We start from the raw sequence: 12,213 nt of genomic DNA, 5'->3' as shown, positions 1-12,213 counted from the left end.
CGCCTTGCTCGACCGCCTCATTCAGGCCATCTGCTTCCCCGCATAAATGCGCAAAGTCGAGATCAGAACCAGTCGGCAAAGCCCAGATCATAAGGAATGCCTGATGATGATTACAGTCAATTAGTCTAAAATTGTTTCTTTTGGTTGATCTGCGAATGGATTTCTCACAGTTCTCTTGCGCGACACAACCCCTCAGATGCGAAACCAAAGCCATCCTCCTTTTGGATTGAATCTTTACGCCTTATTTAACTTTTCGTCTTTTTAAATGCGGCCCTCAAGATTTTAGCGCGAACAGTCGCACGCAAAAGAGCATCATCGGGGATAGCGTCAATGGTCGAAGCGTTGAGCGGCCGGCGGATTGCCGGCATCGTGGTTTCCGGTCTGGCCGTGCCGGCCGCCCTTCTGGCCGGTGGCGGCACTGCCGCCTTGTCCGGTTGGACCTTCTGGGTGGCGTTGGTCGTCGGGTTGGCAATCCTCGCCAGCGGGCTGCTGCTGGGCCGGGAACAGCGGAACGACACGGAGAAGAACACCCTCTCCCCCGAAGATGCGATGAGCCTGATGGCGTTCGAAAAATCGGCCGACCCGATCCTGGTGGCGACCATGGAGGGGTTCTGCGCCTGCAACGAGGCCGCCGTGCGTTTCCTGCGGGCACGGTCACGGAATGACATCGTCGGCATGCACCCCTCAGCCCTGTCGCCGGTGACGCAGCCGGACGAACGCTCGTCGCAGGAAGCGGCGGTGCAATACATCACCGCGGCGGCCAGGGAGGGTTTCGTCCGCTTCGACTGGTACCATCGCCGGCTGGACGGCAGCCTCGCTCCGGTGGAAGTGACGCTGGTGGCCTGCAAACAGGATGGCAAGGACTATGTCATCACCTACTGGAAGGATTTGACCGTCCTGCAGGAAGAGCGTCATCGCAGCCATAAGCTCGCGGACGAGGTGTCGGAGCTTGCCGGCCGGTCGGCGACGATGGCCGACGACCTGCAGACCGTCGCCCATTCCCTGTCCAGCCTGTCGCAAGAGGGCGAGCAGAAGATGGAGCAGGCGACCGTCTCCGCCAATCAGGTGTCGGCCGACACCCAGGCCGTCGCCAGCGCGACCGGGCAGCTCGCCAGCTCGATCAACGAAATCGCCCAGCGGATCGGCGACGCGGCCGGCATCTCCAACAAGGCGGCGGATGAGACCGGGCGGGCCGACGCGATGGTCCAGGGACTGGCGGAAACCGCCAGCAAGATCGGAACGGTGGTCAAGCTGATCCAGGACATCGCCAGCCAGACCAATCTGCTGGCGCTGAACGCCACCATCGAAGCCGCCCGCGCCGGCGAAGCCGGCAAGGGCTTCGCCGTCGTCGCCGGCGAGGTCAAGAATCTCGCCAACCAGACCGCGAAGGCGACGGAGGACATCACCGGCCAGATCTCGCTGGTTCAGGATCAGACCCGGCAAACGGTCGAGGCGATCAAGAACATCGGCTTGGTGATCACGCAGGTTCGCGAGATTTCGTCCGCCATCGCCGCCGGCACCGAACAGCAGGGGGCAACCACGCACGACATCGCCCAACGGGTGCGGTCGGTTGCGGAGGGGACCCGGATGGTCGCCGCCCACATCGACGCGGTTGCCCATGCCGCAGCGAAGAGCGGCGAGATGTCCGCCGAGGTGCTTTCTTCCGCCAACAACCTGAGCGGAACCTTCGATCTGCTGAAGACGAAGGTCAAGGAATTCGCCGCCGCCGACGCACGGTAGAAAGCGGGAGGTCGACGGACGGACCCGCTGCACCGCTCGTCAGCCGGGCGGTGCAGCGTCCGGTCGCCTATTGTGCCGCCAGCATGTCGCGGCGGATTTCGACGGCCCGGTCCGCCGCCTTGCCGACCACCTCCTGAAGCCGTTCGAATTCGGCGCTGTAGCTGCCGACGCCGAAGGTCAGCGACCGCAGCTCCACGATCAGATCCTGCATGTCCGCCTGCGGCATGCAGGCCTTCACCTCGTCCCAGCCGGGCCAGCCCGGCCGCGCGTCGAAGCCCAGAAGCTGGCCGCGCCGGCCGCTGACCAAACGCTGCACCTTCGGCGTGAAGGCGCTGGGCACCGCGATGGTGACGGTCAGCATCGGCTCCAGCAGAACCGGCTCGCAGCCCGGCAGCGCGTCCGCCATCGCCTGCCGCGCCACCGTCTTGAAGGCCATGTCGGAGCTGTCGACGGCGTGGAACTGGCCACCGGTCAGCGTCACCGCGAAATCCACCACCGGAAAGCCCAGCGGCCCGCGCACCGCCGCCTCGCGCACGCCGGCCTCCACCGCCGGGATATACTGGCGCGGCACGGCGCCGCCGACCACTCCATCCTCGAACTGGATCCCCGCTCCGCGTGGCAGCGGCCGGACCTCCACATGGATGTCGGCGAACTGGCCGTGGCCGCCGGTCTGCCGCTTGAAGCGGGCATGATGGCTGGTGCCCTTGCGGATCGTCTCCTTATAGGGAACCTGCGGCGGCTGGCCCTTCACCGCGACGTTGAAGCGGCTGCGCAACCGGTCCATCGCCAGCTTCAGATGCACGTCGCCCTGCCCCCACAGCACCAGTTCCCCGGTTTCCGCCGACTGGTCGATGGTCAGGGACGGGTCCTCCTCCCGCAGCTTCTGCAGGGCGGCGGACAACTTCACCTCGTCATTGCGGTTCTCAGCGCGCAGGGCCAGCCCATGCACCGGCGGGGCGGCGGCCGGCCAGTCGGCGGGCGGGCCGAGGTCGGCCTTCTCGGTCAACCGGTCGCCGGTCGCCGCCTTTTCCAGCCGGCCAAGCGCCACGAAGTCGCCGGCCACGGCCTGCGGCACCTTGGTCTGGTCGCGGCCGAACAGCTGGAAGAGGCCGGACACCCGCTCGGCCCCCAGCGTCATGCCATCGGTGACGGTGCCTCGCCAGACGCGGGCGAGGCTGAGCTTACCGGCATGGGAGCCCATCATCGTCTTCACCACCTGGGCCGCGACTGCCGTGCCCGCGGGAAGGTCGATGCGGGCCGCGGTGGTGGCGACCTCCGGCCCCTCGTGCCGCAGGGCCTTCAACAGGCGGCGGATACCGTTGTCGTTCTCCGCCGACCCGAAAAAGACGGGGACGATCAGGTCGTCGGCCAGTTCCTGCGCCAGCGTCCGGTACAGTTCGGCACTGTCCGGGGCCATCTCCTCCAGCAGCTTCTCCAGCAGGCCATCGTCGAAGTCCGCGGCCGATTCCAGCATCGCCTGCCGCGCCTCCGCCTCCCAGTCGCGGGCATTGTCGGGCAGGGCCACCGGTTCGGACGGCTTGTGCGGGTTGAAGCGCCACGCGCGTTCGCTGACCAGATCGATCAGCCCGGTGATCTGGCCGTTCTCGCGCAACGGCACCTCGCGCAGGACCAGCTTGCGGGCCGAGACCTCCTGATAGGCGGCGACGACGTCGCGTACCCTGATGTCGCCCAGCGCATCGATCTTGTTGATGAACAGCAGATGCGGGATGCGGTGGTCGTCCAGCATCTTGAACAGCGGAGCCAGCAACACCGCCTTCTCAGGCGCCGCCTCCGCCACCACGATGGCGATGTCGGCGGCCATCAGTGCCGCCTGCGCCTCTCCCGTCAGTTCGACCGAGCCGGGACAGTCCAGGATCGACCAGCGTTCCCCCAGGTAATCGAAGGAGGCGACGTTCAGCTCGGTGCTCATCGAGCGGGCCTTGGCCTCCGGCGAGTTGTCGCCCACGGCATTGCCGTCGCGCACGCTGCCCTTGCGGGTGACGGCCCCGGCGGCGAACAGCAGGCTTTCCAGCAGTGTCGTCTTGCCGGCGAGATAGGGGCCGACCAGCGCCGCGCAGCGCGCCGTCCGGATTTGCGTATGCGGCATTCACACCTCCCGTCGAAGCTTCGGGCTGTCGTGACCGGGGGACGGGCCTGGGCCGGGAATGGGCCGCTGGCGCCGGCCGCCGGGGCGGCCCGTTCGCATGTGGCTCTTCAGACTGGCACCTTCAAAGGACTGGCATGTCCGGACCAGGCGACGGGCGGCGGCGGACAGGCGCTGGATCAGCGCATCGGGTCCGGAGCCGGCGGAGCGCCCGCATCGGAGTTTCGATGCTCCACCTGAACGACGCGGCTGTCGATGGAAAAAAGGGGCGGCAAACCGTCACGCGCGAAGCAGGGGAGCCGTCCATGCGTCGATAGGCCGCATCGGCTGACGGTCGGCCCAAACTCTCCGTCACCTCCATCAAGTCGCCCGTTGCAGGATTTGAAACAAGGATTACGCATCCTATGCGCGTAAAATTTGATCATAGAGTCGCAATATTGCTATGCTGCAACGCGGTGTGATCGCAAAGAAATAAGACGGACAAATGAATGAAACCTTCCACCGGTAACCTTGCGTGATAATGGCCGCGCCCAAGGGCGATGAAGGCCGAACAACACCTTCAGGAGCGCGCCCGGGTCGCCGGCCGCTCCGCATTCCTCGGGGAAAGAGCATATGCGCCTGTGGTTTCGTTTGCTCGCTGTCGCCCTGGCCGCCGCCGGGACCGTCGTTTCCGCCCCCCTGTTCCCCTCCGCCCTCGCGCAGGAGGCCAAGCCGACGCAGGAGGACGCCAAGTCCATCACCCTGAAGGCCGCAGACCGGATCTTCGCCCAGGGCCTGGACGAGGCCGCCAAGGCTTTCAACGCCGACGGCCCGTTCAAGCACGGTGAGATCTACGTCAACGTCATCGATTTCGCCGGCGTCTGGAAGGTCTATCCGCCGCGCCCGGCCGGCGTCGGCCAGAGCGTCATCAACGTCAAGGATCCGGACGGCCGCTTCATCGTCCAGGACGTGCTGGCGGTCGCCAGGGAGAAGGGCGAGGGCTGGGTCGAATACCGCTGGCTGAACCCCGCCAGCAACAAGATCGAGCCGAAGATCACCTACGTGAAGCGCGTGCCCGGCCAGGAGCTGGTCGCCTATGTCGGCATCTACAAGTGACGGCCGGCATCTGACGCGATGCATGTGCGGAGCCGATTGAGGGGGTTGGGATGAACGGCGGTGTCTTTGCGCGTCTTTCGGGCCTGTCGGTGACGGGCCGGGTGTTCGCGGCCCCCCTGATGGGGATCGTCCTGACGGTGGCCGCGCTGGCCCTGGCCGACCGCCAGTCGGAGCAGGCGCTGGGTGCGGTGGACGGTATCCACCGCGAAGCAGCGGAGCGGCTGGGCCGGATCGACCGGCTGGTCGCCATCGCCTATGTCATCCTCAGCGATGTGTCCCGGCACCTCGCCCTGTCCGGTTCCGGAATCGAGGAGGCCAAGCTCCAGGCCATGCGCGACGCCATCGCCGCCAATCTGGACAAGGCGCGCAGCGCCGTCGCGGAGTTGCGCGCCATGCCGCTGGCCGAGGCGGAGCGGACGATGCTGGACGATGTGTCGGTCCGGATCGGCGCCTATGCCAAGGCGGTGGAGGAGATGAATCAGATGGCGGCCATCGACCGCCTGATCGGCATCCCGATGATGGCCCACGCCGACGACCAGTTCGACGCCCTGACCGCCAAGGTGGTGGAGACGCAGGCGGCCATCGGCCACTCCACCGCCGCCGCCACCCGGGCCACCCGCGACGCCACCGCCGCGGCACGGCGCGACTTCGCGCTGGTGATGGGGGGACTGCTGCTGGCGATGGTGTCGGCCGGGTTGCTGTTCGCCCGCTCGATCACCCGGCCGTTGCAGCAACTTTCGCGCACCACCACGGAACTCGCCGCCGGCAGGTTGGACGGCGTGGTCGAAGGCGGCCGGATGCGCAACGAGATCGGCGCCATGGCCCGCGCGCTGGAGGTGTTCCAGGCCAATGCCCGCGAGGTGGAGCGGCTGACCGCCGACCAGCAGCGCCAGAAGGCGGAGGCTGAGGCGGAAAAGCAGCGCGCCATCCGGGAATTGGCCGACCTGTTCGAGGCCCGCGTGGCGGAGGTGGTGCAGCAGGTGGGGGCCGGTGCCCATCAGGTGCGCAGCAACGCCGCCGGCATGTTGGAGCGGGCCGACGGCGCCAACCGGCAGGCCGCCATCGTCGCCGCCGCCAGCGCCCAGGCCGGAACCAGCGTCCAGACCGCAGCCGTCGCGACGGAAGAGATGTCGGCCTCGATCGCCGGGATCGGCGCCCAAGTCCGCCGTTCTTTCGACATGGTGCGCGGTGCGGTGCAGGCGGTGGAGGAGACCAACGGCCATGTGGTCGGCCTGTCCGACGCCGCCCACCGCATCGGCGAGATCGTCGGCCTGATCAACTCGATCGCCGCCCAGACCAACCTGCTGGCGCTGAACGCCACCATCGAGGCGGCGCGGGCGGGGGAAGCCGGAAAAGGCTTCGCCGTCGTGGCGAGCGAGGTGAAGAACCTCGCCACCCAGACGGCGAAGGCGACCGAGGACATCGGCACCCAGATCGCCGCCATGCAGCAGGTGACCGGCGCCGCCGTCGCCGCCATCAAGGGGGTGGGCGACACGGTGGTCGGCATCGACGAGATCGTCGGCTCCATCGCCGGCGCCATGGAGCAGCAGGCCGCCGCCACCCAGGAGATCACCCGCAACGTCCAGGAGGCCGCCGCCGGCACCGCCGAAGTCTCCCAAACCATCGCCGCCGTCTCCGTCAGCGCCGGCGAGACCGGCACCGCCGCCGGCGAGGTCCTGCGCGCCGCGGAACTGCTGGATGGCCAAGCGGTGACGCTGAACCGCGAGGTGTCTCACTTCATCGGCCGGCTGAGGGCGGGCTGAGGCGGCCTATACGCCCGAGGCGGGCCACCCATCCGCGAAGTTTGGTCGCATCAGCCTTGAAACAGCCCGCTTGCGCCCAAGCTGTTGTCCGGGACCGCGGGGCAGCGGCCGGTGACCGCCGCGCTGGAGCCCGAGCCAAAGCGGGGATTATGATGCAGGACCCAAGAAGAAGGATCGAAGCATGAAGATCGACATCGGGATCTCGGATGAAGACCGCAAATCCATCGCCGAAGGGCTGAACAAGGTTCTGGCCGACACCTTCGCGCTCTACATCAAGACCCACTCGTTCCACTGGAACGTCACCGGGCCGATGTTCAACACGCTCCACACCATGTTCATGACCCAGTATACGGAGCTGTGGACCGCGCTGGACGAGATCGCGGAGCGCATCCGCGCGCTGGGCTATCCGGCGCCGGGCAGCTTCTCGCAGTTCGCGCAGCTGGCCTCGATCAAGGAAGAGGCGGGCGTTCCCAAGGCGAACGACATGATCCGCCAGCTGGTCGAAGGCCATGAGGCCGCCGCCCGCACCATCCGCAGCGTCTTCCCGCTGGCCGAGCAGGGCAGCGACGAGCCGACGGCCGACCTGCTGACCCAGCGCCTGCAGATCCACGACAAGACCGCCTGGATGCTGCGCAGCATGCTGGAATAGTCGCGGGACCGGCTTACAAGGTCAGGGCCTTCCCGTCCGGCAGGATGGGGAGGCCCTTTTCCGTATGATACCGGATTCGGAAAGTTCTGACTTTTCGAACCCGGTATCGCCCGCGACTGCGGGCGCGCGCCGCCAGGCGCGAAGCCTGCGTGGCGTATGAACGCAGCGGTCAGAATTTTTCTGACCGCGTATGAGACCGTCCGGTCCTTCATGCCGTCGTCAGCTACGCCGCGGTCTTGGCATGCTGACGGACCGGCTGGTTGGGAATCGTCAGTGTGAAGATGGTGCCGCCATCGCGCTCGATCTTCAGCGTCGCCCCGGCCTGGTGCGACAGTGCTTGCACCAGATTCAGGCCGAGCCCGCTGCTGGCCCCGCCGCTGCCGGGCCGCTTGTGCTGGCTCGGCATGCCGGCCGGCAGCCCGACCCCGTCGTCGCGCACGATCAGCCGCATGCCGGCACCCTCGCGCTCCAGCACGACGCGCACGGTACCGGGATGCCCGTGCGGGAAGGCGTGCAGCAGCGCGTTCGACACCAGCTCACTGGTGGCGATGGCCAGCGGCGTGGCCCGGTCGGCATCGACGATCCAGTCCTGCGTCTCCAACTCCAGCCGGGCGGCGGTCGGGTTGTCGGAGCGCACGAGCCCGTCGCACATCTGGCGCAGCGCGTCCGCGAAGTTGATGTGCGCCGGCTCCTCCGACCGATGGAGCAGTTCGTGCAGCAGGCTCATGGTCTGGATGCGGCGCAGGCTCTCGTCGAAGCCACGGCGGGCATGCTCGTCGATGCGGGCCGCCTGCAGGCGCAGCAGGCTGCAGATGACCTGAAGATTGTTCTTCACCCGATGCTGCACCTCCTTCAGCAACACCTCCTTGTCGGTCACCGCGGCTTCCAGCTGGGCGTTGGCGCGCTCCAGCTGGGCGGTGCGCTGGTGGACATGCTCTTCCAGCGTGTCGTAGGCGTGCTGAAGGGCATCCTCGGCCTCGCGTTCGCGCCGGGCGCGCTGGATGGCGAGGGCACCGATCACCGCGACCGTGGCGCAGGCCGCCGCGGCGAAGGCGGCATAGATCCACAGCCGCTCGCTCCAGCGCCGCAGCACGCTGCCGGTGGAGATGGTCACCGCCGCCGACAGGCCGGTGTCGCCGATCGGGCGGGTCACGGTGATGTCGTCGGCATGGCTGGCGGTGTCGTCGCCGGCGTTGCCGCCCATGGTGCCGCCACCTTCCGGCTCGCGCAGCAGCGGGGTGCCGTCCGGCTGGAGGATGGCGATGCTGTGCCCATAGCCGACGTCGAGCGAACGGTAGACGTCGCGAAAGGCCCGCGCGTCCAGACCGGCGACCGCCCAGCCGCGCGGCGTCCCGCTCCCGGCCGAAGCTCCCGGCAGGGGCTGCGCCAGGGTGATCACCGAACGCTCTTGCATCCGGCCGGTGCCGATGGCCATCCCATTCGGCTTGAGCGCCGGCGACGCGGCGCCCGGGGCCGCGCCAGAGGCCGAGTTTGACAGGCTCGACAGGCGCAGCGCGCCCGAGGAGTCGCGGAGTTCCAGCCCGACCACATGGGGAGCGCTGGCCGCAAGCAAGGCCATGCGGTCGCGCGTCGCCACGTCGTCGGGCAGCGGGGTTCCGGGCGGCCCGGCCAATGTGGCCGCCTGTGTCAGCAGCAGGTCGCCCGACTCGATCAGCCGGGCGGCATGTTCCCCCGCCAGCAGCCCAATGTTGCCGGCGACGCCGGTCGCCTGCTGAACCGCCTCGTTGCGGTCGCGCCAAGCGAAGACGGCCGACAGCCCGATGGTCAGCAGAACCGCGGCGGTGCAGGCGATCAGGACCAGCGCCGAACCGGGCAGCCGGTAGAGCGGGGAAGGATGGGAACGCAGCGCGCGCAACGGCATCGTGTTGGAAACCATGTGGGGATACGGCCACTTCATTCTTAGCCGGAAACGGTAACACCGTCCGGCGGGTGACGGTTCCGCCGAACGCTACCCGTGTTGAAGCCGTAGCGGCCACCACCTATTGTGAGGTGCCGACAAAGTCATCCCGCATTGGCAGGGATGGAACGGTCATCGGGAGGATGGTGTTATGCGGATCGACGGGACGGCTTATCGCACCATATGGCCGGATGGCAGAGGTTCGGTCGCCATCATCGACCAGACCCGGCTTCCGCATGATTTCGCCATCGTCCGCCTGACCAGCCTGGAAGACGCCGCCCACGCCATCCGCGCCATGCTGGTGCGCGGCGCCCCGCTGATCGGGGCCGCGGCGGCCTATGGCGTGGCGCTGGCCCTGCGTGCCGACGCGAGCGACCGGGGGCTGGATCACGCCTGCGCGGCGCTGCTGGCGACCCGTCCGACCGCGGTCAACCTGCGCTGGGCGCTGGAGCGCATGCGCCGCCGCCTGGCGCCTCTTCCCGAGTCGCAGCGCAGCGAAGCCGCCGAGGCTGAGGCCGCGGCCATCGCCGACGAGGATGTTGAGATCAACCGCTCCATCGGCCTCCACGGCGCCGCCCTGATCCATTCCGCGGCGGAGCGCAAGGCGCCGGGCGAGCCGGTGAACGTGCTGACCCACTGCAACGCCGGCTGGCTCGCCACCGTCGACTGGGGCACCGCGCTGGCGCCGGTCTATGCCGCTTTCGAACAGGGCGTCCCGCTGCATGTCTGGGTCGACGAGACGCGGCCGCGCAACCAGGGCGCCAGCCTGACCGCCTGGGAACTGAAGCACCACGGCGTCCCCCACACCGTCATCGCCGACAATGTCGGCGGCCACCTGATGCAGCATGGCAAGGTCGACCTGTGCATCGTCGGCACCGACCGCACCACCGCGACCGGCGATGTCTGCAACAAGATCGGCACCTATCTGAAGGCGCTGGCCGCGCATGACAACGGCGTGCCCTTCTATGTCGGGCTGCCGTCGCCGACCATCGACTGGACCATCGCCGACGGCGTGCGCGACATCCCGATCGAGGAGCGCGACGGCCGCGAGGTGAGCGAACTGACCGGCCGCACCGCCGATGGCCGGATCGAAACGGTGCGCGTCACTCCCGACGGCAGTCCGGTCGCCAACTACGCCTTCGACGTCACGCCGGCGCGGCTGGTGACCGGCCTGATCACCGAACGCGGCGTCTGCGCGGCGTCACGCGACGGGTTGCGGGATTTGTTTCCGGAACGAGGTTGACGAAATCTCAAAGGCGGCGGTTGGACAACAGCCGCCGCCACAACGGCAACCCCAACGTCTTTGGCATGTCTTCCGCATTCTTCGCATCAAGCCACTGGTCGGCCAATTCACGAACCTGCCAATCACCGAGATAACGGTCGCAGTCGATGGCGGTATAGAGTCGAACGCGCTCTTTCCCCAGCCTTTCGAAATAGGCAAGCGCTCTTTGGCGGTCGATGTCTTCCATAGGCCCCGATGAATCAGAGATTGCGGACCGGCGATATCAGGTTTTTTCCGGTGCTTCGGATATTGGAAGAAGCCCACCACCCGTGCAATTGTCCGTTCGTCACGATCCCATCCCCCGGAAGGAGAATGGCCGACACCTTATCGGTGGACGGCGTGGAAGAAGCCGTCCCTCCGGTGCCGTCGCCAGCTTCCCTGGGTGCCATATTTCCAGCCCTCGTCAGCCTTGAAATACCAAAGGGGTGCGGCATCCCGGTCGGATGGCATCGATACCCCCAAATTGTCACGGCGGCGGACCGGGCCGCTCACCAAACATAAGCTTGGCCGCCATGCCCTGCTCGATGACGGAGCGTCGGCGGCCCTTGTATCGCCGTGCCTGTGAAGGAAGGGATCGATGAAGACGACCATGCGGACACTCACCACCGGGACGATGGCGCTGCTGATCGGCGCGACCCTGCTCGGCGGCTGTTCGAACCTGAACCATCGCGAGAACCGCGCGTTGACCGGCGGCGCCATCGGGGCGGCCGGCGGTGCGGCGATCGGCGCCGTCACCGGTGGCAGCGCGGTCTATGGCGGCCTGCTCGGCGGCGCCGCCGGCGCCGCGGTCGGCGCACTGACGGCGGATGAGGGCAGGCACCGGCGGTAGCCGGTGACAAAGGGGGTGAACTCCGCCCCCTGCCCTCGTCACTCGTCCCCGTCGTCCTCGAACTGGTCGAGGCTCAGCGAACGGACCTCGGTGCTGGGATTCGAGGCCGGCGGGGCGGGCGGCGGCATGCCGGCAGCTGGTCGGGCAGGGGCCGGGCGGCCGGCGGCCCGCCCCGGCGGCAGGTGGGCGTTGGGGCCCTTCAGCGGACTGTTCAGCGTGCCGCGCGGACCGATGCTGGGCTCGTCGCCGAAGTCGGGCAGCGGCGGGATGCGGTCCATCACGCGGCGGATCAGGGCGGCGATGCGGTCGGTCTCCGCGCGCAGGACCTGCCCGCGTTCCCCCTCATAGAGCGGGTCGTCGAGGAACTTGCGGATCTCCAGCACGCCGCGCAGTTCCACCCCGCACATCTCATGGGTGCCGATGGGCAGGGCCTTCACCCGCGCGAAGCTGGAGAAGAAGCCGGCGCTGCCCTCGACGAATTGCACCACCATGCGGGCGTGCAGACGTTCCAGCGCGGTGGTCATGGGATCGATCAGATCCTCCATCTCCTCCGGCGCCGCGTCCAGCCGCTCCTGCGTCAGCGCCGCCAGCGCGAAGAAGTCGCGCACCCGCCGGCTGAAACGGCGGTAGCGGGCCAGCCCGCCGACCGACACCCGCTCGCGCGCCGTCTGGGCCAGCTCCGCCGACTGCTTCAGCATGGCGTCGAGGCGCATCAGCAGCGTCGCGATCTCGCGCTGGCGCTGGGCCGCGTTGCGGCCGGGCGACGGGGCCGGCGGGGCGGCCGGGCGGCGGGGCGGGTTGGAACGGATCATGCCGGTACGGGGTGGCTCCTC

General features: G+C 68.0%; 11 protein-coding genes. 6 read left to right on the top strand and 5 right to left on the bottom strand.

The annotated features are described in order from the left end of the window. On the bottom strand, positions 1-208 hold a 208-nt coding region (locus JHL17_RS36805), incomplete at its 3' end, for a hypothetical protein (protein ID WP_211113326.1). Between the two features lie 122 nt (positions 209-330). Here JHL17_RS36805 and JHL17_RS06210 point away from each other — a divergent pair. Next, positions 331-1,740 (top strand): methyl-accepting chemotaxis protein, encoded by a 1,410-nt coding sequence (locus JHL17_RS06210; protein WP_200191185.1) that lies wholly within the window; start codon positions 331-333, stop codon positions 1,738-1,740. A gap of 67 nt (positions 1,741-1,807) precedes the next feature. Here JHL17_RS06210 and JHL17_RS06205 read toward each other — a convergent pair whose 3' ends face one another. Beyond that, positions 1,808-3,847, bottom strand: coding sequence for an elongation factor G (locus JHL17_RS06205; protein WP_200191184.1), 2,040 nt, complete (start codon positions 3,845-3,847; stop codon positions 1,808-1,810). Between the two features lie 609 nt (positions 3,848-4,456). On the opposite strand from JHL17_RS06205, the gene JHL17_RS06200 reads away from it, so the two are divergent. From JHL17_RS06200 to JHL17_RS06190, 3 genes are all read left to right on the top strand, one after another. Beyond that, positions 4,457-4,939, top strand: coding sequence for a cache domain-containing protein (locus JHL17_RS06200; protein WP_200191183.1), 483 nt, complete (start codon positions 4,457-4,459; stop codon positions 4,937-4,939). A 50-nt stretch (positions 4,940-4,989) separates the two neighbouring features. After that, the gene (locus JHL17_RS06195; RefSeq protein WP_200191182.1) at positions 4,990-6,702 is read left to right on the top strand and encodes a methyl-accepting chemotaxis protein; all 1,713 of its coding nucleotides are present in this window, start codon (positions 4,990-4,992) and stop codon (positions 6,700-6,702) included. A 181-nt stretch (positions 6,703-6,883) separates the two neighbouring features. Further along, the gene (locus JHL17_RS06190) at positions 6,884-7,351 is read left to right on the top strand and encodes a Dps family protein (RefSeq protein WP_200191181.1); all 468 of its coding nucleotides are present in this window, start codon (positions 6,884-6,886) and stop codon (positions 7,349-7,351) included. Between the two features lie 223 nt (positions 7,352-7,574). Here the strand turns inward: JHL17_RS06190 and JHL17_RS06185 are convergent, their stop codons facing one another. Continuing rightward, complete coding sequence (locus tag JHL17_RS06185; protein WP_200191180.1) at positions 7,575-9,248, bottom strand: sensor histidine kinase; 1,674 nt, start codon at positions 9,246-9,248, stop codon at positions 7,575-7,577. A 172-nt stretch (positions 9,249-9,420) separates the two neighbouring features. Here JHL17_RS06185 and mtnA point away from each other — a divergent pair, with 172 nt between their 5' ends. Beyond that, positions 9,421-10,512 carry an S-methyl-5-thioribose-1-phosphate isomerase gene (gene mtnA, locus JHL17_RS06180; protein ID WP_200191179.1) on the top strand — a complete coding sequence of 364 codons (1,092 nt, stop codon included), beginning with the start codon at positions 9,421-9,423 and terminating at the stop codon, positions 10,510-10,512. 7 nt (positions 10,513-10,519) lie between these two features. Here mtnA and JHL17_RS06175 read toward each other — a convergent pair whose 3' ends face one another. After that, on the bottom strand, positions 10,520-10,738 hold the full coding sequence (locus tag JHL17_RS06175; RefSeq protein ID WP_200191178.1) for a hypothetical protein: 219 nt from the start codon (positions 10,736-10,738) through the stop codon (positions 10,520-10,522). Positions 10,739-11,128: 390 nt separating this feature from the next. Here JHL17_RS06175 and JHL17_RS06170 point away from each other — a divergent pair, with 390 nt between their 5' ends. Further along, the gene (locus tag JHL17_RS06170) at positions 11,129-11,380 is read left to right on the top strand and encodes a hypothetical protein (RefSeq protein WP_200191177.1); all 252 of its coding nucleotides are present in this window, start codon (positions 11,129-11,131) and stop codon (positions 11,378-11,380) included. Positions 11,381-11,418: 38 nt separating this feature from the next. Here JHL17_RS06170 and JHL17_RS06165 read toward each other — a convergent pair whose 3' ends face one another. Continuing rightward, on the bottom strand, positions 11,419-12,192 hold the full coding sequence (locus JHL17_RS06165; protein WP_200191176.1) for a hypothetical protein: 774 nt from the start codon (positions 12,190-12,192) through the stop codon (positions 11,419-11,421). Positions 12,193-12,213 lie beyond the last annotated feature (21 nt).

This window comes from Azospirillum endophyticum (assembly GCF_016595245.1).
Classification (GTDB): Bacteria; Pseudomonadota; Alphaproteobacteria; order Azospirillales; family Azospirillaceae; genus Azospirillum; species Azospirillum endophyticum.
Note: the sequence above shows the minus strand (reverse complement) of the source record. Positions and strands in the feature narration are given on the sequence as shown.